Origin of the sequence: Sorangium sp. So ce295, from assembly GCF_051527405.1 — a bacterium.
GTDB classification, from domain to species: domain Bacteria; phylum Myxococcota_A; class Polyangia; order Polyangiales; family Polyangiaceae; genus Sorangium; species Sorangium cellulosum_B.
Window position 1 is genome coordinate 7507082 of sequence record NZ_CP150324.1, and the last position, 26527, is coordinate 7533608.

The following is a 26527-nucleotide window of genomic DNA, read 5'->3' on the forward strand; positions in this document are numbered from 1 at the left end:
TCAGCTTCCCGCGAGCCCCCGCTCCCATGCCCCCCCTGGCGCCCTCACCTCAACCACCCCACGCTGCGCCCGCCGCAACGAAAGCTCCACCGCCGCCGCAGCCCGCGCCGGCTGGCTCCCCCTCTGTAGCACCTCCCCAATCCACTCCACCGCCATGGGCCTCCCCAGCAGGTGCCGCGTCCCCCGCTTCAGCTCCTTCCCCCGACTCGCCCACCACGTCGCGATCTTCTCCCGGTCCGGCCAAGGCAAGCTCTCGTCCGGATCCATCGCCACGTCCTCGTCCTCCGGATCGTCGCTCGGTCCGCCCTGAAACCCAGCCGGCCGCGCCCCCCGGAGCTTCGCCTCCTCGAGGTCCACCCCGGTGATCATCGTGAACGCCCCGCCCGCCGCCCGCGCGAGCTCCGGCGTCCCCATGCACTCGATGATCCACGGCATCAGCGCCGGATCCCCGAGCGCCGCCGCCCCCGCGAGCGCCACGCGCACCCCCCGCATCGTCCCGGCGATCGCGCGCAGCCGGCTGGACGCCATCCCCGGGTCCATCTTCCGCATCGCCATCGCGCACGCCCGCTCGGCGAACGGCCCTCCACGGTCCGCGATGGCTTCGAGCACCCTCAGCGCCGCCGCATCGCCGAGCAACGCCGCCGACCACGCCGCCGCAAACCGGCACGCCTCGTCGTCGCTGCCCAGCGCTCCGCGCACCTCGTCCAGCAGGTCCCCCCGCCCGAGCTCCCCCACGGCGCGCAGCGCCCGCGCCTTCAGGCGCAGGTCGCTCGATATCACCGCGTACCCCAGGGGCGCGCCCGGGTCCTGCCGGTGAACCGCGCACCCCGCGATCCCGATGCGGTGCAGCTCCGGCCCAACCCGGTGCGAGAGCAGCCCCGGCAGGATCCCCCGCACGTTGTCGAAGCTCACCCACCCCAGCGCCGACACGATCGCCCGCGACAGCGCCGGCACGCCCCCGCCCACGTCGAGCACCCCGGCGATGCCCCTCAGATCCCGCCGCTCCACCGCGAGCACCATGGGCGCAAACAAGCTCCCCGGCTCCTCGTCGTCGATGGCGCCCTTGCAGATCTCCCACCCCGCATCACCCGCCAGCCGCAGCCCGTCGACATGCGCCTCCAGCCGCTCGTCCAGCTCACCGAGGCTCTGCAAATCGTAGAGCGGATCCACCGCCGCAGCGTCCCGGTACGACCACAGGAACGCCGCCTCCTGGGCGTGCTGCTCGAAGATCTCGGCCTCGATCGTCGAGATCAATTGATCTGCACCGATCCGCCCTGGATCCGGTTCACGCCGGACGACCGGGTCAGCAGATAGGCGCCTCGAATCAAGATCTTCCCGGCGCGCGTCAGCGTGATGCTGGCCTTCCCGCACTGGAGCACGATCTCCTTCTCCGCGGTGAACACCAGCCGCTCGCCGTCCGCGGTCGCCGTCGCCCCGTCGCGCACCGCCGCGCTCGCGCTCTCCCCCGCCACGTGCATCCGCCCCATCACCACCGGCCTGTCACGCCGCCCGCCCTCGAACAGGAGCGCCACCTCCCGCCCCTCGTCCTCCGGCCCGAGCGCCGTCATCGCCCGCGCAGCAATCCCCCCGCGCGCCCCCTCTCCCAGGACCGCCGCCTCGACGAGCGGCTCGCCGCTCTGCGCGAACCCCACGATCCGCCCGACAACGACGCCCTCGATCGGTCCGGCCTTCTCCGCCTCGGCCCGGACGCGCTCCTCGTGCGCCGCGACCACCAGCTCGAGGAGCCCCTCCGCGCCCTCGATCGCTCCCGCTTCTCCCCCGCCCTCGTCCGCCACCTCCCCGCCGGCGGCAGCAGCCTCCCCTTCCCCCTCGATCAGGATCGCCTCGCCGCTCGGCTCCGCCGCCGGTGCCCGCCCGTCGTCTCTCATCACCCAGCTCCTCCGCTCCCCCTCATCCCCGAAGCGCCCGCGAGCCCCCGCTCCGCCTCAGTTCACCCCCACGTTGCTCCCCTTGATCTTCACGTTCCCGGACGCCTCGACGTTCACCGCCCCCTCGCTCTTCACGTCGAGCTTCTTCCCCTCGACCCGGATCGGCCCCTCGCCCTTCACCGTGATCTTCTTCCCCTGCACCGTCACGTTCCCGTTCTTCTCGACCGTGATCGTGGCGTCCCCGCACTGGATCGAGAGCTTCTCCCCGATGATCATCGTCTTCTTCTCCTTCACCTCCTCCTTTGCGCTCTTCCCGATCGTCACCGTCATGTCCTTGCCCACCGTCACGGTGTAGCCCTCGTCCACGCTCGTCGACTTGCCCTTGGAGACGCTCTCCGAGCTCGAACCGCCCACCGTCTCGCTCTTGTTCTTGCCGATCGACGCGCTCTGGCTCTCGCCCACGTCGATCGACTGGCTCCCCCCGACCGACTCGGTGTGATCCCCCTCCACGCTCACCGAACGGCTGCCCCCGACCGAGAGGCTCTCGTCCTCGCCGATGCTCTCCGTGTGGTTCTTCGCGACGTCGATGCTCTTGTTGCCGCCGATCTGCTCGCTCTGGTCGTTCCCCACCACCTTGCTCCGGTCGTGGTCCACCTCGAGCGCCTCGTCGTTCCCGATCCACTGCTTCTTGTCGTGCTCGATCGCGATGTTCCAGTCCTTCTGACCGTGCAGGAAGATCTCCTCCGAGCCCTTCTTGTCCTCGAACCGGAGCTCGTTGGACCCCCCGCCGCCCTTCGAGCTGTTCGACTTGATGGTGCTCTTCGTCTTCTCCGCAGGGAGCGCGTACGGCGGCACGTTGGTGCCATGATAGACGCTCCCCACCACGAGCGGCCGGTCCGGATCGCCCTCCAGGAAGTCGACGACCACCTCGTGGCCGATCCGCGGCAGGAACACCGCGCCCCACGCAGAGCCCGCCCAGATCTGGCTCACGCGGATCCAGCACGAGCTCTGCGCGTCCTTCTTGCCCTCCCGATCCCAGTGGAACTGGACCTTGATGCGGCCGTGCTCGTCCGTATAGACCTCCTCGCCAGCAGGGCCGACAACGATCGCGGTCTGGATCCCCTTGATCGTCGGCCAAGGCGTCACCGACTGCGGACGGAAGGGGACGTCGGACGGCACGACCTGGAACTCGTTCCGGTAGGCCGCGGCGTCGCCCTCGGGGACAGCGTCCACCACGGGCTCGTGACCCTCGTGGCGCACGGACACCAGCAGATACTCGCGGTTGAAATCGTCGCGCGCGTGCTCCGCGAGCGTGAAGGTCTGGCCAGGAACGAAGCGCGGGCAGACGCTCTCGCCGCTGCCGGTCTTGCGTGAGGTCTGGAGCTGCTCGAGCCGGATCTTGGCGATGCTCGATCCCGCGCCGGGCGCGTCGTAATCCCCAGGATAGTCGTAGACCTCGAGATCGTCGTCCGCCTCGGCCTGGGCGTTGCTCTCGAGCGACAGGCCGGGCTTCTTGAAGTTGTAGTCGCGCAGCGTCACCTTCCCGGAGCGCACCCGCTCGGCATAACGGAAGCGGGAGACGTGCTCGCTCTGGTGGAGGGCGCCGAGCGGCGGCCGGAACACGACGGTGCTCTCCCCCGGGATCGGCCCGTGTCCCGACGCACCGTCAGAGAACACGAGCACGTGGCCGCCCTCGTCGTGCTCGAAGTAATAACAGATGCCCTCCTCCTCGAGCAGGCGCGACACGAAGGCGAAGTCGCTCTCCCGGTACTGCACGCAGTACTCCCGCGGGCGATAGGCGCCGCTCAGCACGAAGCGATAGCCCTTGCTCGCGATCCCGGCCGCGCGCAGGACCTTCTCGATGATCTCCGGGGTGGAGAGCGCCTGGAAGATTCGGCTGTTCCTGCGGTGCTTGAGGCGGGAGACATCGGGCACGATCGTGGCGTGATAGGCCGTGACCCGCTTGCCCTCCTCACCTTGCTCGAAGCTCGCGACGACACCGTGAAGGTGCCGCGGCAGCTCGCCGACCTGCCAGGTGAGCAGCGCCGTCTTGCCCACGACGTCAGCGAACGCGATGTCCCTGTCCGCGCAAGCGACGAGCACATCGAAGTGGAAGAGCTCGGAGATGCCCTCGCGCCCCTCGAACCGCGTCACCCGGAGCTCCTGCTCCAGTCCGTCGACCTGAAACGAGTGCATGGACTCTCCCCTGTTCAGAGCGCGTGCGCGGACAGACCGCGGGCAGCATTCACCCGGAGTCATCCTACATGCTGCGACCGCTCGACCGCAATGGACGGTTGAGCTCGATGCCTGTGAGGCGCGTCGGGACAACCGAACGCGGCGTCGGCACGGCCGACGGGCGCGCGCCGGAGCGGCGCGGCCTCGGCAGTCCCCGGGGGGTGCTAGCCGTGAAGCAGCCCTGCCTCGGCCATCGCGGCGAGGAACTGAGCGCCGAGCGCCTCCGGCAAAGCGCCCGCATCGCCGAGGCGCTGCGGATGCACGATGGGCGGCGCCGCATGGACCTGCGCGGTGACGAGAGGCGCTGGCGAGAGAAGCGAAGGGGGCGCTGGAGGCGCGCTGGATGACGCTGCCTGGCGCGGAGGCGCGGCAGGCGCGGCGACCGGAGCTCGGCGTGTGTCGAACGGCGTCGCGGCGGAGGCGATCACCCTCGCCGCGTCCTCGGGCTCGAGCGAGGTCGTCTCCCCGAGCAGATCGCGGACGCCACCGGGCCGCGCGGGAGGGGCCGCGGCAACGCGCGGGGCGACGGCCGGCTGCGACGTCGCCGACGTCGCCGAGCGCGCAGGCTCCGAAGGCCCTCGCGCTGCGCTGAACGGCATCGCCCCGGCGGCCACCAGCCTGGCCGCGTCCTCGGGATCGAGCGCGTCCGTCTCCCCGAGCAGATCGCGGACGCCGCCGGGCCGCGCCGGCGCGGAGGCTGCAGCCCGCGGGGCGACGGCCGGCTGCGACGTCGCCGGCGTCGCTGCGCGCGCAGGCTCCAATGGCCCTCGCGCTGCGCTGAACGGCATCGCCCCGGCGGCCACCAGCCTGGCCGCGTCCTCGGGATCGAGCGCGTCCGTCTCCCCGAGCAGATCGCGGACGCCGCCGGGCCGCGCCGGCGCGGAGGCTGCAGCCCGCGGGGCGACGGCCGGCTGCGACGTCGCCGGGGTCGCCGAGCCCGCAGGCGCCGAAGGCCCTCGCGTTGCGCTGAACGGCGTCGCCGCAGCCGCGACCACCCTGGCCGCGTCCTCGGGGCTGAGCTGGTTGGTGCCGTCCAGCGTGATGGCCTTGGCGTTTTTCTGTGAGGCCGATCCAGAGGGCGCGGCGCGCGCAGCGGGCGCGCTGCCGGCGGCGAACGGATCGGCCCATGCGATCGGCTGCGCCGGGAGCTCCACGCCCGCGAGCACGCGCAGCGACTGGATCTCCGCCTCCTCGAGTGGCGCATGGCCGCGCCACACCACCGAGCAGCGCCGCCGATCCACGTCGACGTGCACCGTGTCGGCGCGGAGCAAGATCGGCTCCCCGGCGCGCGGCGCGGCAAGCTTCTGGCGGTACAGCCGCGCGACGCCGCGCGCCTCGGGAAGCTGCGTCCGGAGCTTCGGCCGCTGCGCGATCATGCCTCCGAGCACGATCCACTCGTCGCCGCGCAGCGCCGGGATGCGTTGATCCATGGGCGCCGCCTGGAAGTAGCTCCAGTCGAGCCCCTCGGGGATGTCGAGCAGCGAGCCGTGAACGCGACGCGCGTCGACCGCGCCGAGCAGCCGGCTGCGCAGCGGCGACGTGCGGGGAAGCGGCCCCAGGCCGTCGATACGGACGTGGGAGCGGGCTGGCCCGACGCGCGCGGAGCCGTCGAGCTGAGCTTGCTTGTCGATGCGGACCTGGCCGTCCTGCACGACCGTGAGCCGGACCATGGCGTGCGGCGACGAGAAGCCCGGCGGCAGCTCTGCATGGCCGGTCACCACGACGCCGCACGGATCGAGGTACGGCGCGAGATCGCTCGCGATCTGGAGCCGCTGGCCGGAAGGATCCGGCTGCTCATCCGCCGCGATCGGGTCCGGGGCGACGGGCGACATGCGCCCCTCGGGGACGAGCGCGAACGTGGCCTTCACGACGACCGTGACATGGATCTGGCCGCGAAGGCGCCAGACGACCGTCGCGGCGGCGGAAGGGCCGAGGGGGGTGCTCGCAACGTGCCGCGTCGGTGGGATCATCGAAGCCGGGACATCATGCCTCACGGCCATACCGGCATCTAGCGGGTTCGGCTGAGGTCGTTCGAGGCTCCAGAAGAGCCCTGTCGTCCAGCGCGACACACGGACTCGACTCGATGTTGCCCGGGTCGAGATAGGTCAGCAGCCATCGGCGTCTGCGTCCGCTTGATCGGGATTGGCAACGAGGGGGCAGTCGTCGTCCCCGTCGGGAATGCCGTCCTCGTCGGCGTCGAGTCGGCACGCACCCGCGATGCATGTGTCGCTCAGGCACTCGAACGGCGCGTCGCAGCAGGCGCCCTCCGCCTTCCCGGGGATCGCGGCCAGGCGACCCCACGCTCCGCCCCGGGTGTGCTAGACCGCCGCCCCGATGCGCATCGCGCTCGTTTACCCGCCGACCTGCGATCCCACGGCCCCGTACCTCGCGGTGCCGATGCTGACCGGCTTCCTCCGTACGAACGGCGTGGAGGTCCTGCCCATCGACGCAAACGTCGAGGCCTTCGACGCGCTCCTCACGGCGCAGCGCATGGCCGACCTCCGCGACCGCCTGGAGGCGCGCCTCGGCGAGCTCGACCGCCGCGCCTCGCTCCCGCACGCCGATCAGCTCGAGTACCTCGCCCTCGCCCGCGCGCGCGGCGACGCGCACGCCGTCCCGGAGGCGGTGGATCTCGCCAAGGCCACGCTCCGCTCCCCTGACGCCTTCTACGATACGGACGCCTACGCCCGCGCGGTCGCGACGCTCGACGCGGCGCTCGGCGTCGTGTCCGCCACGCACCACCCGCTCAAGCTCGACTTCACGGCGTACCGCACGCCGTTCGGCCTCACGTCGATGGACGAGATCGCCCGGTCGAGCCGGCCGGAGCACGACCCCTTCGACGCCTGGGTGCAGCAGACGCTCGTGCCCCGGCTCCGCGACGCGCGCGCCGACATCGTGGGCCTCTCCGTGTGCTTCCCGGGCCAGCTCCAGCCGGCATACGCGTTCGCGCACAAGATCAAGGAGGCGCTGCCCGGCGCGCACGTCACGTGCGGCGGTCCCGGCGTCACGCAGCTGCTCCTCCGGCTGTCGGGAGAGCGGCTCGCGCGCGCGCTCGGCCCGTTCGACTCGGCGTGCCTGTTCGAGGGCGAGCACACCCTCCTCGGGCTCGCGCGCGCGCTCGACGAGGGCCGGCCGCTCCGGGACGTGCCGAACGTCGTCGCGCGCGATCGCCTGATGGGCGCGCGCTGGACGCCCGGTCACGGCATGGAGGACCTGAAGGCGCTCCCCGCGCCCGACTTCGATGGGCTCCCCCTCGATGCGTACCTCGCGCCGGCGCTCGTGCTCCCGTACGACCCGACGCGGGGCTGCTACTGGGGCAAATGCACCTTCTGCCATTACGGGCTCGCGGAGGTCGGCACGGCGGCCTACCGCGAGCGCGCCGTCGAGAGCATCGTGGCGCACCTCGCGGCCCTCGGCGCGCGGCACGGCACACGCCACTTCTATCTGTCGCAGGACTCGGTCGCGCCGAAGACGCTCGTGAAGATGGCGCAGGCGATCCTCGACGCCGGCCTCGACGTGCGATGGGCCACCGATCTCAAGCCGGAGAAGTACCTGACCAGGGAGCGCGCGGACGTGCTGCGCCGCGCGGGCGCCGTCGCGTGCGCGCTCGGCGTCGAGTCGGGGTCGCCGCGCGTCCTCGGCCTCATCGACAAGGGCGCGCCCGTCGAGGTCGTCTCCGACGTCATCGACCACCTCGCGTCCGCGGGCGTGGCCGCCGAGGCGATGTGCTTCACGGACTTCCCCACCGAGACGCACGCCGAGGCCGTCGAGACGCTCGACTTCCTGCGCGCGCGGCGGGAGGCGCTCGCTGTCTACATCGTCGGCGAGTTCGGGCTGACGCACGGCTCGCTCGTCGCGCAGACCCCGGAGCGCTTCGGGATCGACGAGGTGTTCGCCCTCGAGGGCGACGAGCTCGGGCTCGGCCTGTTCTTCGTCCCGCGGGAGCCGTGGAAGACCGACGCCGAGCGCGCCGACGTCGACGCGCGGCTCTCCGACCTGTCGCGCGGCTGGACGTTGCGCAGCTATCCGTGGGCCGGCGCCGTGTCGACCGCGCACACGATCCTCCAGTACGACCGCTTCGGCCCCGGCGTCTTCCGCGATCGCGCGGCGCGCCGCCCCGACGACAGCATCCCCGGAGCCAGCACCATCGAGCGCGGGCTGCGCTTCGATCCGCGCGCCGCCGAGCACGCGGAGGCGCGCGAGGCGGAGATCTGGGCGACGCTCGTCCACGAGGAGCGGCGCGTGGGGCGCGACGCCTACGAGCGGCTCGCCCGGTCGCTGCCGCCGCTCCGGCCGAGGCCGGTGCGCGTCAGGTTCGTCGCGGGCGCCGCGCCGGCCGTGACGTCGGGGCGACGGCCGTCGCACGCGAGCAGCGCGGCACGCTGAGCCTCGGCCCGAACAGGAACGGCGATCGACGCATCACGCGATGGCTCGCCGTTGCGCATCGAGGCATGGATCAGCTGACGATGCACTGTTGCTGCTTGCCTGGCCGCGCGCCGCGACGGCAATGTCGTCCGACGTGAGGTGAAAGCGACCTATCGTCGCACATGCGATGAATCGATGAATCAACGATGAATCAAACAGGCTTCCCACAAGCCTTCACGATCGGTTAAGTTCCGTCGTTGGAGGTCCGTCGCCCCCGAGCCCTAGAGTCAGCGAAGCACAGGAGGAGGCTCCGGGAGTCGATAGGACATGCGCCTTCGGCGCGCTTTCTTGGGGAAGCCGCGTGCGGGTCGTCACGCGGTGAAGTTCAAAGGCATCAACGCATGAAAAGTTTCAACGCATTCGCAATCCTTGGTTCGGTGTTCGCGCTGGCGGGGTGCGTCGTCGACGTGGACTCCTCGTCGGAGCTGGGGGACGACGCGGAGGTCGACGAGCAGACCGCCGTCGCCGAGCAGGCGGTGACGAACGGCGCGGTGAACGCCGCCTGCGCCCAGTCCCTGACGCTCCGCAACCAGCCTGGCGGAGCGACGATCGGCACGATGTACACCGGTCCGCTCTACGGCGTCTCGAAGTTCTACGTGCACTCGACGAGCGGGAGCTGGTCCTACGGCTACTCGTACTCGCTCGGCCAATGGGGCTGGGCGATGACGTACTACCTGACGGCGAACTACACGGAGACGGGGGTACCGGGGCAGCTCGGTTATTATTGCGCGTGTTATCGTTCGGACGGCACAGCCATGGGCGGCGGCGTCGGCTGACCGGCGTGGCGGGTCGCGGGCGGCGCTCCTGAAGCCGCCCACCCCGAACCATACCGCCGCCGCTCCGCTCCCGCCGCCGGCCTGCCCTCGGGAGGGCGTGGTAGAATCCGGCATGGGCCAGAAGGCGCCCCAGGCGAAGCTGTCGCCAGAGGAGTACCTCGCGCTCGAGCGCTCCTCCGAGGTGAAGCACGAGTACGCTGACGGCGAGGTGTTCGCGATGTCAGGCGGCACGCGCGAGCACAGCCTCATCGCCGCCAACGTGGTGGGTGAGCTCCGCGGCGCGCTGCGAGCGCGTCCCTGCGAGGCGCACGCGTCCGACCTGCGGATCAAGAACGTGACGACCGGCCGCTACGTCTATCCGGACGCCTCGGTCGTCTGCGGCCAGCCGCTGTTCGAGGACGAACACCGCGACACCGTGCTCAATCCAACAGCCGTCTTCGAGGTGCTCTCCGACCCCTCGGAGAGCTACGATCGCGGCGGCAAATTCGCCCTGTATCGGGGCATTCCATCGATCGCCGATTACGTCCTGCTGTCCCAGAAGCAAGTGGAGGTCGAGCACTTCCGTCGCCAGCCGGACGGAACCTGGCTGCTCCGCGTGCTCGGACCGGGCGAGCGGCTCCAGATCGCGTCGATCGGCTGCGACCTGGCCGTCGACGAGCTCTACCTGAAGGTCTTCGCTCGGCTCACGGGCGGTTAAGCGGCTCCGCTCGGCTTCGGCCTGAAGCGGAGCCGCCGCTCCGGGACTACACAGCCGCCGCCCCGCCTCCGCCGGCCGCCTGCGCGCGCGCCCGCTTGCGGACCATGATCTCCGGCGACTCCGCGACCGCCATCCCCACGAGGCGCATGCCCTCCAGGAAGTGCTTCACCCCGCTCCGGACGAGCTCGTGGCTCGCCTCGCCGACCTCCGGGTAGCCCTGCCCCGCCGCGTCGGGCTGCACCTTGCCCCAGTTCGCGAAGAGGCGCCCCCACGGGCTCTCCAGCACGGGGGCCATCTTCTCCTTCGCGTAGCGCGGGTACCAGAACATGTCGTGATACGTGACCGACGCCACGTAGGCCCAAGGGGCGAGCCACGTCTTGAGCGACCACTCGATCGGCTTCTTCAGGGGACCCCAGTAGATGCGGTGCTGGTTGCGCGAGGCGAACGTCATCTCCTTGAACGGTCCATCGAAGTTCCACTGCTCGTTCGCCGCGTCCACGTCGCCCACGAGCTCGATGTCGCGCACGTCGCCCGTCCCGAGGCCGAGGTCGTGCGCCAGCCGCACGAACTTGAGATCGCGCAGCGGGTCGAACCCCATCAGCTTCGCCGCCACGGCGTCGATCGCCACCTGGTCCGAGGACGCGAGCAGCACGTTCTTCACGTGCGGCACCATGCAGCGCGGCCCCGGGCCGTCGCCCGCGAACGTCCCGTCCATCACCGCGAAGACCCCGCGGTGGATCTTCTTCTGGATCATCAGGAGATCCACGAGCGTCTCGTGGATCACCGGGTGCGTCCAGTGCCGGTGCTCGTTCAGGAGGCCGCCGAACGCGTTCTTCATCGCGCCCGTCGTCGTCGTGAAGATATGCGTCTTCACCGTCGGCAGGTGGATGATGTTCTCCCCGATGAAGCGCTTCGGGATCGAGAACCCCTTCGGGTACACCTCGTTCAGACAGAGGAACTTCTTCCGCAGATCGCCGACCGCGTCCCCGATCGGGATCCACTCCTCCCCTTCGTAGAGGTGGACGTTGCGCAGGCCGTGCGCCTGCACGACGTCGATCTGCTTGTTCTCGCGCTCTCCGAGGTGGGCGTCGATGACGACCGTGCGGTTGTGGCAGGCGTGGATCAGGTCCTTCGAGTACCCGTCCTGCGTCATCGCCCGGATGACCCCCTCGAGCTGCCAGGGCGTCGTGGATGAGCTCGGGTAGAAGAAGTGCCAGGAGATGTTCACCTTGAGCGCCGTGTCGGCGTCCTTGGCGACCACGTCCTGGTAACCGGCCAGGTTCATCAGCCGGTGGTAGTCCGAGAGCACCGTCGCAGGCGACGTGCGGATCACAGCGACCTTCGATTTCGGCATGGCCGGGTCCTTATAGCCCGTCCAGAGTCGCCCGTTCCGGGAAGTTGCAGGGCGTCCGCGTGGAGCCTCCGTGCAGGCGCCGTCGGCACGGAGCAGCGCGGCGCAGGGGCGCGCGCTCGCCCGACGCCCCTGTTCCGCGCTCCGCCCACGCGCAGGTCACCCTGTCACGATCGAGGCATCTTGCCCCAGACGTGAAGCGCAGCACGCGTGCCCGGACGGAAGCGGCTGGGCCGATCTCGGCGCTAGCCCCCTCGCGCCGCCGAGAACGCGCCGGCCGACAGCCTCTGCCGCCGGCCGGCACGGGGACTGCAACAGCCGAGGAACAGCAGGGAACAGCGGCGAACAGCCGCCATCAGGAACCACGTTGAGGTCGTCTCCACAAAACAACGGATCGACCCCTGACCCCCTTGGAGGACATCATGCTCGGCTGGACTGTCACCTTCTTCATCATCGCGATCATCGCCGCAATCTTCGGCTTCGGCGGGATCGCCGCCAGCGCCGCGTCGATCGCGAAGATCCTGTTCGTCGCGTTCCTGGTGCTCGCCGTGATCTCGCTCGCGCTCGGGCGTCGCATGCCGGCATGATCCGGAGACAGGGTGGAGGCCATGAAGAACGCGTCGCAACCGCGGAACGGTGAGAGGAACGGTACGTTGAACAGCACGTTGAACAGCACGCCGAACATCGCGCCGAACGGTGATCCCTGGAAGCCCGGCGCGCCGCAGCCGGCGGCGAGCCCCCCCGACGAAACGCCGGCGACGCCAGCGACCCCCGGCTCGCCTGGCTCGCCCGGCCGCACGTCTCCGGACCGTGAGATCCAGCTCCCGGGGACGGCGCAGCCCGGAGGAGATCCGGGGACGAGGCACCAGCCCGAGGTGCCTGCGCCCGCGCACACGCAGGAGATTCCGGCGCCGCCGCCTCACGAGGTCCCCGGCCACGATTTTCCGCGCGCCCGGAGCGGTCCCTAGGCGATATGCCAGAGACTCCCGCCGTCCCTCCCGCGCCCGGCACCGGCGTCCCGCGCCGGCAAGGCCGCTTTCGCCGGGCGCTGGCCCGCGCGGCCGCCGTGTCGGCCAGCGTGATCGGCCTGGGCGGTGTCTTCGTCGCTGCGACTGCGGTCGGCGCGGTCGTTCACCTGAACGCCCCGTCGACCCGCAACCTGACAAGGCAGCTCGTCAATGACACCCTGAGGTCCAGCCTCGAGGGACGGATCGAGATCGAGCACATCGACCGCCTCGGCCTCTTCACCGCCGACATCTCCAGGGTGACGGTGAGCCACCCGAACGGAACCGAGCTCCTGCGCGTCAGCGGCGTCCACGCGGACTTCAACGCGCTCTCGATCGCGACGGAGCTCCTCCTCGGCGACGGCGACCTCGCCGTCACGATCCCGCTCGTCCGGGTCGCGGACGCGGACGTGCTGCTCGAGCAGGACGAGCAAGGCGCGCTCACCCTGGCCGAGGCGTTCACGCCGACGCCGCCTTCGGAGCCGCCCGCCGAGCCTGCGCGGCCGCTTCGCCTCGAGCTGTCGCGCGTCGTGCTCGATCGCGCGGCGGTCCACGGCACCGTCGCGCCAGGGAGCCCCATCGACGCCACGATCGAGGACCTGGCCGGCGGCGTCGTCGTCGCGGACCGGAGCCGGTACGCGCTCGAGCGCGTGCGCATCACGGAGCGGCGCCTGCTGCCGGTCCCGGTCGAGGCGACCAGCATCTCCGGGAGCGTCAACGCGCCGACGGACGCGCCGATGGAGCTCACCGCGAAGCTCGAAGGGAGCGTCGGCGCGATCCCGCTCACGGCCGAGGGGACCCTGAAGGACGAGCGCCTCACGGCGCGGGTCTCGTCCGCGCGCGTGACGCCCGAGGCAGCCCTCGCGATCGATCCGAGCGCGCCGCTCGCCCGGCCGCTCTCGGTGCTGGTCACGGCCGACGGAGCGCTCTCGGACCTGACCGTCACGGCGCGCGTCGCGGTCCTCGATCCGCTCGTCGCGGGCGACGCCGTGACCGGCGAGGTCACCGCCAGCGCCCGGCTCGACGCGCTCGATCCGAAGCGCATCACGGCCGAGGTGCGGATCTCGGAGCTCGACCCGCGCGCCTTCGTCGGGGCGGCGCCCGCCGCGCGGGTGAGCGCGGAGGCCCGAGGGGAGATCCACCTCGACGAGGAGGGCGGGCCGCGCATCGTCGCCGAGGCCAGGACGGAGCCGTTCGTCGTCGCAGGGCAGCGCGTGCCGGCGACGGAGGCGCGCGCGACGCTCGAGCGCGGCGCGCTGCGGGCCGCGGCGACGATCCACGAGCCCGGCGCGCCCATCGAGGCCAGCGTCGCCCGCTCGAAGGACGGGGTGCTCGAGTTCGAGGCGCAGAGCGAGATCCCGTCGCTCGGCGCGGTGCAGCACGTCCCGCGCGGCATCCACGGCAGCGCCGCGCTCCACGTCGAGGGAGCGCTCAGGGACGACGCGCTCGACGCCAAGGCGACCGTGCGCGTCGCCGGGCTCCGCGTCGGGTCCGATCTGCAGCTCGGGCGCGGCGAGGTCCGGGCCAAGGCCAGGGGGCCGCTCGACAAGCTCACGATCGACGGCGTGTTCCGCGGAGCCGACCTCCGCGCCCAGCAGTACGCGTTCCGCAGCGTGGCGGCGAGCGCCGCGGGGCCCGTCACGGCGCCGCACGTCCGCGTGTCGCTGGCCAGCGCGGAGCGCCGGATCACGGCCTCCGCCCACCTCGATCTGCCGCGGAGCGAGGCGCGGCAGCTCCGCGTCGAGGTGGCGCGCGGGGACGACGAGGTGACCGCGCAAGCCGCCCGCGTCGCGTGGGACCGCGGGATCGCCCTCCGCGGGCTCGCGCTGCGCGGCGACGGCGTGGGGGAGCTCGAGGGGAGCCTCTCGCTCGCCGGGGACGAGATCGAAGGAGACCTCCGGGGCACCGCGATCGACCTCGCGCGCGTCGCCGACATCACCGGCGCGCCGCTCGGGATAGGAGGCCTCGCCAACCTCGACGTGTCGGTGCACGGCCGGGGGGCGCGCCGCGCGGGGCGCGTCCAGATCGAGCTCGAGGACGGCTCGGTCCCGGGCGTGGCGCCGCGGCTCTCGATGAACGTGACGGCGCGCCTCGACGGGGAGGCGCTGAAGGCGGACGGCCTTGTCCGGCTGCTCGCGCCGCCCGAGCCGCCGCCCGCGCAGGCGCGGGAGGCCCAGCGCCGGGGCGCGACGCCCGAGCAGACGTTGACCACCGCCTTCGACACGGCGTCGCAGCAAAAGGCGCCCCCCCCGCCGGTGTGCCACGGCGCCATCGCGCGCGTGCTGGTCGACGGGAGCGCGGCGAGGCTGCGCGGGCCGCTCCTCTCGGCGCGCACCTGGCAGATCGTCACCGGCTCGGCCCGCATGGACGCCGACGCGTGGCAGCTCGGGTGCCTGGCGCAGGCGTCGCCGGTCCAGCTCGCGCTGAGCGAGCTCTCGGGCCGGCTCACCGCGCGCCTCGCGGTGGCGCGCGAGGCGGGAGAGCGGCTCCCGTCGGTGCGGAGCCTCCTTGTCCGGACGGAGGGCCTGCGCGCGGCCGGGCCGATCGACGCGCAGACGGGCGCGCCGGCGTGGGTGTCGAGGAAGCTCGACGCGCGGCTCGCGGGGGATCTCGACGCGAAGACCGGCGACGCCCACGTCACGCTGTCGGTGTTCGATCGCCAGCTCGTGGCGGAGCTCTCGGCCGCGCTCGACGCCGATCTGCCGGCGCTCCTCGCCGATCCGGCCGCGGCGCTGCCGCGTACTTCGATCGCCGCGCACCTCCGCGTGCCGCGCCGCCGGCTCAACGATCTCACCGAGCTGGCCGCCTTCGGGAAGCGGACGCCGGTGCTCTCCGGCTCCGCGGGGCTCGACGTGTACTTCGCGGGGAAGCTCGCCGAGCCCCGGCTCGTGGCCCGCGCGACGGCGGCGAACGTGAGCGGCACCGCGGGCCCCTCGCTCCTCGGCAAGCTCCGGGTCGACACGCTGCTCGTCTATGACGGGCGCGACGCCGCGCTCGACGCGTACGCGTTCCGCGGCCCGCTCACGTACATGACGGCGAAGGCGAAGCTGGGCGCGGACGCCGCCGCCCTCCTCGGCGGGGCCCCTTCCGCTCGGCGCTTCAGCAACGGCAGCCTCGAGGCGAAGATCGCGGATCTGCCGCTCGCGGAGGTCCCCGTCCTCGCCGACATGCAGATCGGCGGCGAGGCGCGCGGCGAGATCTCCGTGCGCGGGCTGTTCGAGGCCGCGCCCGAGGTCAGGGCGCACCTTCAGCTCCCCGGCCTCACGCTCGGCCCTGACGCGCGGTACGAGACCGCCGAGGCGTCGCTCGACATCGCGCCGCCGGGCGGCGCGGGGCGCACCGCGGCCGTGGCCAGCGTGCGGCTCGAGGGGCGCGACGGCGGCCGGCTCGAGGCCAAGGCCGAGGCGCCCATGGTGTGGGAGGCGAACGCGATCCCGACGCTCACCGACGATCGGAACGCCTCGGTGTCGCTCGCGGTCGAGCGCTTCCGCCTGGCGGCGCTCGAGCCGTTCGTGCAGGGCTCGGTGAACCGGCTCGACGGCACGCTCGACGGCGAGGTGCGGCTCGGGCTCGGCGCGCAGGCCGGCTTCTCCGGCGAGATGCGCCTCGAGGGCGGGCTCGTCCACGTGGCCACGATCGGCCAGCCGTTCGAGAACGCCTCGTTCCGCGTCACCGCGAGCCCCTCCGGCGAGCTCCGCATCGACGACCTCCGCGCCGACGCAGGCAGCGGCCAGGTCCGCGGGAAGGCGACGCTCCAGATGGAAGGGTTCGCCTTCAGGAACGCCCGCGCCGAGCTCTCGATCCCGAGAGGCCGGGCCCTCCCGATCGCGCTGGAGGGCGTCCCGATGGGCGAGGTGCGCGGCAGGGTGGCGCTCGCGGCGGAGAAGCGGGACGAGGAGATCGCCGTCCGTGTCGACGTGCCCGCGCTCGATCTGACGCTGCCGCCCACGATCGGGCGGAGCGTGCAGCCGCTCGGCGAGAACGCGGACATCACGACGTCGGCCCCGCTCAGCCGGGAGGACTACGAGGCGCGGCGAGCGCCGGCCGAGCCGCCGGAGCAGGCGAAGGAGAGCGCGGGCGGCACGCCGATCGCCATGGAGGTCCACCTGGGCAGGATCGGCGTCGAGGGCGACATGGTGCAGGCCTCGCTGTCGGGGGATCGGGCGCACCCCCTCCGCATCAAGGTCGCGGGGGAGACCGAGATCCGGGGCAACGTGAACATCGTGTCGGGCAGGCTCGAGGTGCTCGGCAAGGAGTTCGAGATCGAGCCTGGCGTGGTCGCGCTGCAGGGGGATCCGTCGAATCCGTTCCTGAACGTGAAGGCGTACCACGACACGCCGGAGGGGACGCGCATCTACATCGACTATGTGGGGCAGCTCAACCCGATCACCGAGGACAAGATCACCTTCCGTTCGGAGCCGCCGCGCCCGGAGAACGAGGTGATCGCCGAGCTCGTGCTCGGCAGGGAGTACGCGGAAGGGACGCTGGCGGGCGGCACGTCCACCGAGGCGCCCGGGTCTGGCGGCGGCGGCGCCGCCAGCGGGGTCGCGGCCGGCGTGGGGAACCAGCTTGCGTCCGCGCAGATCAACATGATCCTCCAGAGCATCGGTCCGCTCCGGAACTTCGAGACGAAGCTCGGCACGACCGAAGAAGGCGGGCTGAAGACGACCGTGGGCTACCAGCTCGGGCAGCAGGTGACCGCGAGCGCGAGCTACGAGGAAGGTCCGACGGGGCAAGGACAGGGGCCAGGGTCCGGGGGCGGCAACACCGGCGCGCAGGCGCGCACCGAGGTGAGCCTCGAGTGGCGCTTCCGCCGTGACTGGTCCGTGCGGGCGGCGATGGCCACCGGCGCGAACCCGGCGACGAGCCTCGACCTGCTCTGGAAGCACCGCTACTGAGCGCCGTCGCGCGGCGGGCGCGCCCGTTCGTCAGGGCGGCGCATCCCCTTCGGCACCCGCTGCGCGCCGGCTCAGCGCGCGACGCAGATGCCGCCGCAGTCGGCGCCGATCGGCGGGCTGCAGTCGTCGCCCGGATCGTCGATGCAGGTGAGCCCCTCGGGGCACGGGCGGGCCGTGATGCCGCCGCACGCGGGCGGCCGCGGCTCGGGCACCACGCAGATGCCGCCGCAGTCCGCCCCGCCGTGCTTCGGGTCGCAGTCGTCGCTCGGATCGTCGATGCACTCGAGCCCCTCGGGGCACTCGAACCCCGCGAACCCCCCGCAAAACGGCGGCTTGGGCGTCGGTTCCACGCAGATGCCGCCGCAATCCGCCCCGCCGCGCTCCGGGTCGCAGTCGTCGCTCGGATCGTCGACGCACTCGAGCCCGTCGGGGCACGGGAAACCCGCGAATCCCCCGCACATCGTCGTCGGCGGGTCGTCGACGCACACGCCGGGACAGTCCGCGCCGCCGTGCTCGGGGTCGCAGTCGTCGCTGGGATCGTCGACGCAGGCGAGCCCGTCGGGACAAGGGGTCCCGAGGAACCCGCCGCACGTCTCTGATCCGGGCGGATCCGGCGGCTCCCCGGTGTCGCCGCCGCCGCCCCTGTCGCAGCCCACGAGCCCGATCACGATCAGCAAGAGAGCCATGCCTTTGTGGCGCATCAGAACCTCCGCGTTGCGTTTGTCCGAACCCCACCATGAAGCAGCTTCGGTGCCACGGGAAGCGGACGCAATTCGGGCGGAGCGCGCGGACCTCGGCGCGGGTACCGCGATCGCGGTGTCTTGCTGAGTCGCGGTTGTGCCAATGGCTTGACGGGAGGATCCGCGGGAGCGCGCGGAAGTCGCTTCCTCCGCGAGCCCAGGGGCGGCACATGCATTCCGCGCGCCGCCCCTGGGCGGGCCACGTCGATGGGGGCGCCGGCGCGTCAGAGCGCGGTGGAGAGCCGGTCGAGCACGGCGTTCATGATCGGCCGATAGCCGTAGTCAGGCGACGAGGTGTCGACCAGCTGCTTCGGGCAGATCGAGCCGGCGACCCCGCGCTCCCCGAGGCTCCGGATCAGCTGCAGCTCGCGGAGGCCGGGATAGGCCTTGGCGTGGTCCTGCACGCTGGACCGCGCCCCGGGGTCCGCCGGGTCGTTCGTGCCTTCCGGCTTGCACAGCGGGTTGTCGCTCGGCACGCCGGCGATCGGCCTGCAATCGCACGACTGGGCCGCACCGTCGCAAACGCGCTCCTCGGCGAGGGGGAAGATGCAGGCGTACTGGAGATCTCCCGTGCTCCCCGGCGGAACCGTGTACTCGCGGCCATTGATCGGGTTCCAGCCCACGCTGCTCGGGTGGACGGTCGCGGCACCGATGATCGGGTTCACGCCCGAGCGGGGCGCCATCGACTCGATCATGAGCGGATCCGCGGCCGGGATGTGGTTCGCCGGATCGCCGAGGAGTGCTTCCCAGGTGCTGCTGAGGGTCGTGCCGGACGGCGGATCGGCGAGCTCGGCGGCATTCTTGAGCCCGCCGACCGGCTGGCCGAACTGGTTCAGGCCGGCCAGGAGATCGGGCTGGCCGAGCGCGTTCTGGCGCGCGAGGTCCTGCCACGGCACGCCGACGATGCCGGTGAACACGATGTGCTGCGGCCCTCGGGTCCGGGTGTTGTCGTCGCTCGGGTCCAGATCCGAGAAGATCGGGTTCGGCACGATGTCTCCGCTCCGCGACACCACGGTGCGCTCCGTGAGCGCCCGGGTGTACCGCTCGATCGGGTAGAGGAAGTCGATCCCGAAGCGGCGCTTCTGGTCCCAGCACCGGCTGTTCACCGGGTCTTCCGCCGCGGTGAGCCTCGCGACGGTGCCATCGGGGGCGGTGCAGGCCGGATCGACGGGGCAACCGTCCTGCTGCTGTGCGCAGGACGTGCAGCACGGACTGTTCGGGTCGGTGGCGCACTCGGTCCGCGGCCGCCACAACCTGAAGTTCTGTCCCGTCTCGGCAACGAGGTAGTTCTTGCCTTCCTCCCTGATCGAGCAGTCGTTCTCGTCGGAGAGCATCACGATGAGCAGGAGCGAATCCGGCCGGAGGAAGGCCTTCCGCTGCGCCAGGAGCGTCATGTCGAGCCCGGCCACTGCAATGTCGTCGCTCGACGACACGCCGATCGTCGCATACGGATCGGGATCGACGAGGAAGCGATAGAAGCTCTCCAGGGGCGCCTCGAAGCCGCACCCAGCTTGCCCGACCCCTTGCACGATGTCGCTGAGCTTCTCGGCGAGCGCGGCCGGATCGGAGTCTCCCGCGGGGACGTGGCTTCCGGTCGGGTCCCACACGAGGAAGCCCTTGTCCTGGTACGTCGGCAGGTCGTTCTCATTCGACGACTCATTGGAGCGCGCGAGGAGGTGGGCCATGTCGACGTTCGAAGCGGACGTGGCCGCCTGGCAGGCGCCCGACCCGTGGCCGCCGAGGCTGCTGCTGATGACGCCGATGTGCATGTCCTGCACCGGAGTGCGCACGCGCAATGTGCCAGCGGGGCATGCGCTCAACCCGCTCGAGGGCTGGAAGGGGGGAGCAGCACCGGTCGGATCCACGCAGAACGGGTTGGTCATGCCGTCGACGAAGTCGGCGAGCACGAAGCGCATCAGCTCCTGCTTGTCCGCCATCGAGCCGGAGTTGTCGACAACGAAGAGGAGATCGACCTTGTCCGGCGTGAACTGCGGCGGAACCCAGCCGCCCGCGCCCGTGCTGGAGTCGCCGCCGCCAACCCCGGTACCATCGCTGCCGCCGCTGCCCCCGGGACCATCGCTGCCGCCGATCCCCGAGCTGGAGCTCCCCCCGGGCCCGCCGAGGGAGACCTCGACTTGACATGCCACGAGCGAGACGGCGCTCAGGACGAGAAAGGGCGACAGTGTTCTCGATAGCTTCGAAGACATAATTCCTCCTTGCGCGGTGCCGTGACGCGCCGTCCAACACCGGCAGTGACCGAACGTGAAGGGACGCCCGCCCCGCTTCCCATTTCAAAAAACCACCTGGCCTCAAAACGATGCGGACAGCCCTCCTTGCCCGCCCCTCCCCAGATCGCCCCCGCAGATCGCAGAGCGGCGCTCTCCCGCACAGGAGACGGGCCCAGATCGGCGTTTTCGGCACGGAAGCGCGCTCAAGTGCGCTGAGCACCGACAGCGTAGAGCTGGGTCCGTCTCCGAAGCGGGAGAGCCCCGTTCAAATGCCGTCCACCAGAAGTCCGGAGAGAGAGAGAATTCAACGCAAAGGCGCAAAGGCGCAAAGGCGCAAAGGCGCAAGAAAAACAAATCCTCGTGCCTTTTTGCGTCTTTGCGCCTTTGCGTTGAACTCTCTCTCGGCTCGCGAGGCAGATCCCTGGCAGGACTTCTGCCCCTCGGTCTAGTGCGTGGTGAAGGAGCGGAGCCGGGGTACGTGCGGGCTCGACGGATAGGCGAGGAGGAACGCCGACGCGCGCTGCGCGGCCGCCGCGCGATCGCCGCTCTGCCAGAGCGCCTCGATGGTGAGCGCCTCGCGCTCCTGCGCCAGCGCGCCGCCGGGGAAGCGGTGCCGCGCCTGCTCGGCGATCCTCAGCGCGCCGGAGGCGTCGCCGCGCCGGAGCGCCGCGCGCGCGTCGCCGAGGAGCGTCAGCTCCTCACGCAGCCGGCTCTCCCGGAGCCCCGGGCTGGACGCGCCCTCCGCGCCGAGCTCCGCGCCTGTAGCCTCGGGCGCGGGCGCCGCTTCGAGGACGTCCGCCCTGGCCGCGGGCGGCGCGCTCGCGGCGCGCTCCAACAGCGGCGCGCCCGGGCTCGCGGGCGTCGCGGCCGCTCGGGGGCCGGTCCGCGCGGGTGACCTGTTCGGCAGCGGCGCCTCGGCCGGCGGAAGCGGCCTGGATCGAAGCGGCGCCTCGGCCGGCGGAAGCGGCCTGGATCGAAGCGGCGCCTCGACCGGCGGCGGTTCGGCAGGTGCCGGCTCGACCGGCGGCGGCTCGGCGGGTGCCGGCTCGGCCTGCGCGGCAAGCCCGCGGTCCTCCTGCGGCGAAACCGGCGCGGATACCGGCGCCGCGACGGCCTCCGCGGCCTCGACGATCCGAGCCGGCGGCGCCTCGCTCGACGGAGCCACGACGACATAGCCGGCGACGATCAGGCCCCCGCAGGCGGCGCCGAACAGCATCGCCTTCAGGATACCCGCCGCGCCCGCCGCCGCCGTCACGCCGCCGGTGACCGCCGTGCCGGCAGCGCCGGCGCCCGCCGCAGCGGACGCCACCTTGCCCGCGGACACGGCCGCGGCGATCTCGCCCGCGCTCGCCGCGCCGCCCGCGTTCACCGGGAGCGCCCCTCCCGCGGCGCCTTGAGCCCCTCCGAGCGCGGCGGCTCCGGCGAGGCCGATCTGCGCGGCCATCGCGGCCCACACGCGCTCCTGCGCCCCGTCGGGCGGGTCCGCCGGCGGAGCTGCGCGCAGGAGCTCGCGCTCCGTCTCGAGCGCGTTCGCCTCGGCGTCGAGCCAGCGCACCGGATCGCTCATCGCTCCCCTCCTGCGCGCTTCCAGACGGGTTGCCGCTCCACCTCCGGCAGCGGAAGGACGACCGAGGGATGCCCCTCGGGCACCGGCGCGGCCTCGACGGCCGCCTTCAACACGGGCTGCGACCGCATGACCCGGGGCCCGCCCACGTGAAACTCGTCGCGCGCCTTCAGGCGCGCGACGGCGCGGCGAAACGCATCGCGGGCGAGGCGGAGGCGCGAGTAGACGGTCCCCAGCGGGACGTCGAGCAGATCGGCGACCTCCTCGCCGCCCATCCCGTCGAGCTCGAAGAGCGTGAACACGGCGCGCTGCTCGAGGGGCAGCTCGTCGAGGATCGCCTCGAGCAGCGTGATCGCCTGCCGCCGCTCCGCCTCCGCGCCAACGTCGGCCCGGTCATCGGCGCAGTCGAGCAGCGGCTCGTCGTCGTGAGCGCGCCGCCTCATATGCGCGAGCTTGCGCCGGTCACGGGCGGCGTGAAAGCAGATGCTGTAGAGCCAAGTCGTAATTTTCGACCTGCCCTCGAATTCGGACAACCGCCGATGGACGACCAGGAACACGTCCTGGACCGCGTCCGCGACGTCGCTCTCGGGCACGCCGAGGCGTCGCAGCGACCGCCACACGAACCGGAAGTGCTGCGCATAGACCTCTCCGAAGGTCATCCTGTCCTGCCGCTTCTCGCCATGCCCATCGCCTCCGTGGCGGGTCCCGTGGCTCGCCATCAAAAAATCGACACGCGGGCGCTCAGGCCGACGAGCAGCCCCACCGGGGAAGGGTCGAGCGCCACGTCCTGCGTCAGGGGCGCGCCGTCCTCGCCGCCCGCGGGGCGCTCGACCGTGAAGCGCGCCCGCGCGACCGGCGCGAGGAGCGTCGCGCGCGCGGACCAGCCCAGCGCGCTGGAGCCGAGGAGGGTCCCTTCCGCGACGGCCGAACCGCCGAGGGCGAACCAGGGCGCGGAGGACTCCCGGTCCGGGGCGAACCCCTTGCCGGAGCCGTACACGGCGCCCAGCACCGCCGCCGCGCAGGCCGAGAGCCGGAGGCCGTCGAGATCGCCGGCGATCGTCGCGCAGCCGCGCGCCGTGGCGGCGCCGAGCCCGAGGGAGACGACGCCCGGCGCGAGCTCGGTGTCCTGGGGGGGCAGCCATACCCCGCCGACGCCTGCCGACCACCCGCGGCGCCGCAGGGAGACATCGGCGATCACGGCCGCCCGGAAGGGATCGAGCATGCCCACGGTCTGCGCGGCGCCGAGCTCCATCGAGACGTCCCCGCGCGCCGCCCGAGGCGGAGGACGCGGCGGCGCCGGCACGACAGGAGCCACCGCGGGCGGGACAGGAGCGGGCGCGGGCGCTGCCGGCGCGGGCGCAGGCGCGACAGGGGCCGGCGCAGGCGGATCGCTGTCGAGCAGGATGGCAAGGGTCAGCGCCACCGCCTCGACGAGCTCGCCGCAGGACGCCCCCACCTCGGACGAGAGCTGCCGGGTGCGACCACCTGCCTGAAGGACGGCGGTGTAGGTGGCGCCGTCGTGGAGAAAGCGGACCTCGAGCTCGGTCGCCCCGCCCGAGCTCGCCAGGGCGCCGCCCCCGTTCGCTGACGTGTCGCCAGGAGGGGCGCTCCCCGCGTTCGTTGACGTGTCGCCAGGAGGGGCGCCGCCCGGGTTCGCCGGCGGGTCGCCGGCGCCGGAGGGCGGGCCGGCGGTGCTCACCGGGTCGAGAGCCCGCCTCTCCATCACGCGTTCGACCGCGACCGCGAGCGACGGCGCGTCCGGGCAGTCGGCCGCAGCGGGCGCCCGCTGGACCGCGAGCCGCGGGAGCGGGGCGGCCGCGACGACGCTCGGCCAACCGAGGGAAAAGGCGCACACGGCCAGGACGCACAGCGCGCCCCGACGCGAGGGATGAGGGCAGGTCACAGGATGCCTCCCATTACCGCAAGGAACGGCGCAAGCGGAATTAGGACGCGCAGAGCTCTGTGGCCTTGGGCGAAATCGCTGCGAGGGCGAGACCGCCAGACGGCCAGGCCCCCGGCGCCCGCGGGAGACGCCGGTCGCGACGGCGCGCGTTCCATGGCGGTGGCGTCACCGCCTGCCACGCCGGAGCGCACGACGCCGCCGCCCGTGGCGCGACCGATCGACCGATCGAACGACGGCGACGCCGGTCGCGAGCACGGCGCAGGATCGGATAGAGTGCGCCGCATGAACTCCTACGAGCTGGTGACGTGCGCGAGCTGTTATGGCGAAGGCGAGATCAACACGGACTCCGGCCCCTATCTGTGCAAGGACTGTCACGGAAACGGCCGCATCCTCCCGACCGGAGAGCAGATCGAGGAGCGCATCCGCGAGATCGAGGTCGAGCTGGAGCGCCATCCCCAGGAGGCGAAGCCGGAGACCCGGTGGCTCGTCTTCGAGCTGCGGCGCACCCGCAAGCTGCTCTGGCAGATCCGGTCGTACTGCGAGGAGGCCCGGAGCGACACGGACGACGCGATCATCGTCAAGATCCGCGATCTCGCCGACGCGGCCGTCGCCCCGAGGAGCCCTGCGGTGCCGCGGGAGATGCTCCCAGAGGACGCCTGATGCGCGGCTCCGCCGGGGAGCCGGACAGCCGACCCCGGGGAGCGCCCGCGTCCTGCTCGAGCGCGGCGCGGGGTGTTCCAGCGCCTGCTCTCTACCCTGCCCTCCTCGGCGCCGCGTGGGCCGCGCTCGCGCCGCCGGTGCAGCGCCTCCACGCGGGCGGCGTGCGCGCTCGCGGCCGCTTCCGCGTGCGGCGCGGCCGGGGGCTCGCGGCGCGCCTGGTCGCCGGCCTGCTGCGCATGCCGGAGGCGGCCGAGGACGTGGCCGTGACGCTCGCGGTCGAGCCGGCGGGCGACGGGGAGCGGTGGCTCCGCACCTTCGGGGTTCGCCCGCTCTTCTCCTCGCAGTGGTGCGCGGGTGATCTCCTGGTGGAGGGGCTCGGCCTCGTCCAGTGCTGGTTCCGGCTCCGCGCCGAGGGCGGAGCGCTCGTGTTCGAGCAGGTGCGGTCGACGCTCGGGCTCCGCCGCCTCGGCCTCCCGCTGCCCCGGTGGCTCGCCCCGCGGATCGAGGGGCGGGCCGGGCCGCTCCAGGACGAGGTCCACGTCGACGTGCGGATCTTCGCGCCGGTCGCCGGGCTGCTCGTCGCGTACGAGGGGCGCGTGGCGAACGAGCCGGGCGGCGAGGCGCCGCCTGCTCGCGCCGGCGGGTCCACGCCGGAATCGACCGCGCTGTCAGCGCCGGAGCCCCGCGCGCCGGAGCCCCACGCATGATCACGGCGCTCGTGCTCCTCGCCGTGCAGGGCGCGCTCGGCGCCTTCGACACGCTCTATTACCACGAGTGGCGGGCGCGCCTGCCCGGCGGCGTGCCGGGCACGGCGCCCGAGCTTGTCCTCCACGGCGCGCGCGATCTCCTGTACGCGGTGCTCTTCGCCTCCTTGCCGTTCGTGCGCTGGGAGGGGCTCGCCGCGTGGGCGCTCGCGGCGCTGCTCCTCGCGGAGATCGCGATCACGCTCCGCGATTTCGTCGTCGAGGACACGGTCCGGAGGCCGCTCGGCGGCGTCTACCCGGGAGAGCGGGTGATGCACGCCGTGATGGGCATCATTTACGGCGGCGCGCTCGCCCACCTCGTCCCCGAGATCTGGCGCTGGGCGCACGCCCCCACCGGCTTTTCCCGCTGGGACGCGCCGCTCTCGCTCCGCGTGATCCTGCCGCTCATGGCCGCAGGCGTGCTGCTCTCGGGGCTGCGCGACCTCGGCGCCGCCTACGGGCCTCGCTGGCTGCGCTTCCCGTGGGGGCGCGCGTGAGCCGCCGCCCGCGCCGCGCGCGCCGCCCGACGCGCCGTCAGCCCTTCACCGCGCCCGCCGTGAGCCCCGCGAGGATCCGCCGCTGGAAGACCAGCGTCAGCACCACGAGCGGCACGGTCACGACGATGGAGGCCGCCATGGTCTGCCCCCAGGGGATCTCGTAGAGCCCGCTGCTCGTCGTCGAGAACGCCTGGATCGCGTAGGTCACGGTGCGCTTGTCCGGCGTCTGGGTGAAGGAGAGCGCGAACAGGAACTCGTTCCAGGCGGCGATGAAGGCGAGGATGCCCGTCGTCGCCATCCCGGGGACCGAGAGCGGCAGCATGACCCGGGTGAACACCTGCCAGTGCGTCGCGCCGTCGACGTAGGCCGCCTCCTCGATCTCACGTGGGATCGCCTTCATGAAGCCCGTCAGCACCCACACCGTGAAGGGGAGCGTGAAGATGAGGTATGTCAGGATCAGCGCGGGGAGCTGGTTGTACAGCTTGAAGAAGTTGATCATCTGGAACAGGGCGCCGAGGACGGCGATCTGCGGAAAGATGGTCATCCCCAGGACCACGTAGAGCACGAGGCTGCGCCCTCGGAAGCGGAACCTCCCCAGCGCGTAGGCGGCCAGCGAGCCCACGGCGAGCGAGACCGCGGTGACCGAGACGGCGACGATCACGCTGTTCAGGAGCGCCGTCTGGAACTCGCCGTTCGCCAGCACGAGGCGGTAGTTGTCGAGCGTCGCGCGGCCGGGCCAGTAGCGGACCGGGGTCGTGAAGAGCTCGTCGTCGGGCTTGATGGAGGAGACGAACGCCCAGACGAACGGGAAGACGGTGAACACGAGCACCGCGGCGACGAGCAGGTAGAGCAGGGCCCGCAAGGCGCGCTGTCCCAGCGAACGCCGCCGCCCTGCGCCTCGCGAAGCGCGGCTCATC

The 26527-nt window shown here is 72.3% G+C and carries 20 protein-coding genes; 9 read left to right on the forward strand and 11 right to left on the reverse strand.

Going from position 1 to position 26527, the window contains the following annotated elements; all coding sequences use genetic code 11:
• From WMF11_RS28500 to WMF11_RS28515, 4 genes are all read right to left on the reverse strand, one after another.
• Nucleotides 1-1254, reverse strand: coding sequence for a TIGR02270 family protein (locus tag WMF11_RS28500; RefSeq protein WP_437972934.1), 1254 nt, complete (start codon nt 1252-1254; stop codon nt 1-3).
• Nucleotides 1251-1733: a DUF6484 domain-containing protein gene (locus WMF11_RS28505; protein WP_437979353.1), complete on the reverse strand. Its 483-nt coding sequence runs from the start codon at nt 1731-1733 to the stop codon at nt 1251-1253. Before WMF11_RS28505 ends, WMF11_RS28500 begins: the two co-directional genes overlap by 4 nt.
• 213 nt (nt 1734-1946) lie before the next feature.
• Nucleotides 1947-4085: a type VI secretion system Vgr family protein gene (locus WMF11_RS28510; protein ID WP_437972935.1), complete on the reverse strand. Its 2139-nt coding sequence runs from the start codon at nt 4083-4085 to the stop codon at nt 1947-1949.
• Between the two features lie 203 nt (nt 4086-4288).
• Nucleotides 4289-6094 carry a DUF2169 domain-containing protein gene (locus tag WMF11_RS28515; RefSeq protein WP_437972936.1) on the reverse strand — a complete coding sequence of 602 codons (1806 nt, stop codon included), beginning with the start codon at nt 6092-6094 and terminating at the stop codon, nt 4289-4291.
• Between the two features lie 364 nt (nt 6095-6458).
• Between WMF11_RS28515 and WMF11_RS28520 the strand changes: the two genes are divergently transcribed.
• From WMF11_RS28520 to WMF11_RS28530, 3 genes are all read left to right on the forward strand, one after another.
• The gene (locus WMF11_RS28520) at nt 6459-8510 is read left to right on the forward strand and encodes a B12-binding domain-containing radical SAM protein (protein ID WP_437972937.1); all 2052 of its coding nucleotides are present in this window, start codon (nt 6459-6461) and stop codon (nt 8508-8510) included.
• Nucleotides 8511-8890: 380 nt separating this feature from the next.
• Nucleotides 8891-9325, forward strand: coding sequence for a hypothetical protein (locus tag WMF11_RS28525; RefSeq protein WP_437972938.1), 435 nt, complete (start codon nt 8891-8893; stop codon nt 9323-9325).
• A gap of 112 nt (nt 9326-9437) precedes the next feature.
• Nucleotides 9438-10022 carry a Uma2 family endonuclease gene (locus tag WMF11_RS28530; protein ID WP_437972939.1) on the forward strand — a complete coding sequence of 195 codons (585 nt, stop codon included), beginning with the start codon at nt 9438-9440 and terminating at the stop codon, nt 10020-10022.
• Nucleotides 10023-10068: 46 nt separating this feature from the next.
• On the opposite strand, the gene WMF11_RS28535 is transcribed toward WMF11_RS28530, so the two are convergent.
• Nucleotides 10069-11376 (reverse strand): DUF362 domain-containing protein, encoded by a 1308-nt coding sequence (locus WMF11_RS28535; protein ID WP_437520870.1) that lies wholly within the window; start codon nt 11374-11376, stop codon nt 10069-10071.
• Nucleotides 11377-11795: 419 nt separating this feature from the next.
• Between WMF11_RS28535 and WMF11_RS28540 the strand changes: the two genes are divergently transcribed.
• The 3 genes from WMF11_RS28540 (at nt 11796) to WMF11_RS28550 (ending at nt 17275) form a co-directional block, all read left to right on the forward strand.
• On the forward strand, nt 11796-11960 hold the full coding sequence (locus WMF11_RS28540; RefSeq protein WP_012237660.1) for a DUF1328 family protein: 165 nt from the start codon (nt 11796-11798) through the stop codon (nt 11958-11960).
• Between the two features lie 66 nt (nt 11961-12026).
• Nucleotides 12027-12341 carry a hypothetical protein gene (locus tag WMF11_RS28545; protein ID WP_437972940.1) on the forward strand — a complete coding sequence of 105 codons (315 nt, stop codon included), beginning with the start codon at nt 12027-12029 and terminating at the stop codon, nt 12339-12341.
• Nucleotides 12342-12346: 5 nt separating this feature from the next.
• Nucleotides 12347-17275, forward strand: coding sequence for a translocation/assembly module TamB domain-containing protein (locus WMF11_RS28550; RefSeq protein WP_437972941.1), 4929 nt, complete (start codon nt 12347-12349; stop codon nt 17273-17275).
• A 71-nt stretch (nt 17276-17346) separates the two neighbouring features.
• Here the strand turns inward: WMF11_RS28550 and WMF11_RS28555 are convergent, their stop codons facing one another.
• From WMF11_RS28555 to WMF11_RS28575, 5 genes are all read right to left on the reverse strand, one after another.
• The gene (locus WMF11_RS28555) at nt 17347-17976 is read right to left on the reverse strand and encodes a hypothetical protein (RefSeq protein WP_437972942.1); all 630 of its coding nucleotides are present in this window, start codon (nt 17974-17976) and stop codon (nt 17347-17349) included.
• 263 nt (nt 17977-18239) lie between these two features.
• Nucleotides 18240-20222 carry a hypothetical protein gene (locus WMF11_RS28560; RefSeq protein WP_437972943.1) on the reverse strand — a complete coding sequence of 661 codons (1983 nt, stop codon included), beginning with the start codon at nt 20220-20222 and terminating at the stop codon, nt 18240-18242.
• Nucleotides 20223-20688: 466 nt separating this feature from the next.
• Nucleotides 20689-21810 (reverse strand): hypothetical protein, encoded by a 1122-nt coding sequence (locus tag WMF11_RS28565; protein WP_437972944.1) that lies wholly within the window; start codon nt 21808-21810, stop codon nt 20689-20691.
• Nucleotides 21807-22466 (reverse strand): RNA polymerase sigma factor, encoded by a 660-nt coding sequence (locus WMF11_RS28570; RefSeq protein ID WP_437541511.1) that lies wholly within the window; start codon nt 22464-22466, stop codon nt 21807-21809. Before WMF11_RS28570 ends, WMF11_RS28565 begins: the two co-directional genes overlap by 4 nt.
• Nucleotides 22467-22525: 59 nt before the next feature.
• Nucleotides 22526-23710, reverse strand: a complete 1185-nt coding sequence (locus WMF11_RS28575; RefSeq protein ID WP_437972945.1) for a hypothetical protein — start codon at nt 23708-23710, stop codon at nt 22526-22528.
• A gap of 282 nt (nt 23711-23992) precedes the next feature.
• Here WMF11_RS28575 and WMF11_RS28580 point away from each other — a divergent pair, with 282 nt between their 5' ends.
• Genes WMF11_RS28580 through WMF11_RS28590 form a run of 3 tightly spaced genes read left to right on the forward strand, consistent with a single transcriptional unit; the run spans nt 23993 to nt 25610 of the window.
• Complete coding sequence (locus WMF11_RS28580; protein ID WP_437739461.1) at nt 23993-24370, forward strand: hypothetical protein; 378 nt, start codon at nt 23993-23995, stop codon at nt 24368-24370.
• On the forward strand, nt 24370-25077 hold the full coding sequence (locus tag WMF11_RS28585) for a DUF4166 domain-containing protein (protein ID WP_437972946.1): 708 nt from the start codon (nt 24370-24372) through the stop codon (nt 25075-25077). Before WMF11_RS28580 ends, WMF11_RS28585 begins: the two co-directional genes overlap by 1 nt.
• Nucleotides 25074-25610: a hypothetical protein gene (locus WMF11_RS28590; RefSeq protein WP_437541518.1), complete on the forward strand. Its 537-nt coding sequence runs from the start codon at nt 25074-25076 to the stop codon at nt 25608-25610. The genes WMF11_RS28585 and WMF11_RS28590 overlap by 4 nt, the downstream gene beginning before the upstream one ends.
• 37 nt (nt 25611-25647) lie before the next feature.
• Here the strand turns inward: WMF11_RS28590 and WMF11_RS28595 are convergent, their stop codons facing one another.
• On the reverse strand, nt 25648-26526 hold the full coding sequence (locus WMF11_RS28595; RefSeq protein ID WP_437902432.1) for a carbohydrate ABC transporter permease: 879 nt from the start codon (nt 26524-26526) through the stop codon (nt 25648-25650).
• Nucleotide 26527: the final 1 nt, after the last annotated feature.

What these genes read in the sequence shown, in the direction of transcription:
- WMF11_RS28510 (WP_437972935.1), bottom strand. Translation starts at nt 4,085, where the DNA reads ATGCACTCGTTTCAGGTCGACGGACTGGAGCAGGAGCTCCGGGTGACG.
- WMF11_RS28595 (WP_437902432.1), bottom strand. Translation starts at nt 26,526, where the DNA reads ATGAGCCGCGCTTCGCGAGGCGCAGGGCGGCGGCGTTCGCTGGGACAG.
- WMF11_RS28520 (WP_437972937.1), top strand. Translation starts at nt 6,459, where the DNA reads ATGCGCATCGCGCTCGTTTACCCGCCGACCTGCGATCCCACGGCCCCG.
- WMF11_RS28560 (WP_437972943.1), bottom strand. Translation starts at nt 20,222, where the DNA reads ATGTCTTCGAAGCTATCGAGAACACTGTCGCCCTTTCTCGTCCTGAGC.
- WMF11_RS28580 (WP_437739461.1), top strand. Translation starts at nt 23,993, where the DNA reads ATGAACTCCTACGAGCTGGTGACGTGCGCGAGCTGTTATGGCGAAGGC.
- WMF11_RS28570 (WP_437541511.1), bottom strand. Translation starts at nt 22,466, where the DNA reads ATGACCTTCGGAGAGGTCTATGCGCAGCACTTCCGGTTCGTGTGGCGG.
- WMF11_RS28555 (WP_437972942.1), bottom strand. Translation starts at nt 17,976, where the DNA reads ATGCGCCACAAAGGCATGGCTCTCTTGCTGATCGTGATCGGGCTCGTG.
- WMF11_RS28585 (WP_437972946.1), top strand. Translation starts at nt 24,370, where the DNA reads ATGCGCGGCTCCGCCGGGGAGCCGGACAGCCGACCCCGGGGAGCGCCC.
- WMF11_RS28590 (WP_437541518.1), top strand. Translation starts at nt 25,074, where the DNA reads ATGATCACGGCGCTCGTGCTCCTCGCCGTGCAGGGCGCGCTCGGCGCC.
- WMF11_RS28530 (WP_437972939.1), top strand. Translation starts at nt 9,438, where the DNA reads ATGGGCCAGAAGGCGCCCCAGGCGAAGCTGTCGCCAGAGGAGTACCTC.
- WMF11_RS28565 (WP_437972944.1), bottom strand. Translation starts at nt 21,810, where the DNA reads ATGAGCGATCCGGTGCGCTGGCTCGACGCCGAGGCGAACGCGCTCGAG.
- WMF11_RS28525 (WP_437972938.1), top strand. Translation starts at nt 8,891, where the DNA reads ATGAAAAGTTTCAACGCATTCGCAATCCTTGGTTCGGTGTTCGCGCTG.
- WMF11_RS28540 (WP_012237660.1), top strand. Translation starts at nt 11,796, where the DNA reads ATGCTCGGCTGGACTGTCACCTTCTTCATCATCGCGATCATCGCCGCA.
- WMF11_RS28515 (WP_437972936.1), bottom strand. Translation starts at nt 6,094, where the DNA reads ATGATCCCACCGACGCGGCACGTTGCGAGCACCCCCCTCGGCCCTTCC.
- WMF11_RS28550 (WP_437972941.1), top strand. Translation starts at nt 12,347, where the DNA reads ATGCCAGAGACTCCCGCCGTCCCTCCCGCGCCCGGCACCGGCGTCCCG.
- WMF11_RS28535 (WP_437520870.1), bottom strand. Translation starts at nt 11,376, where the DNA reads ATGCCGAAATCGAAGGTCGCTGTGATCCGCACGTCGCCTGCGACGGTG.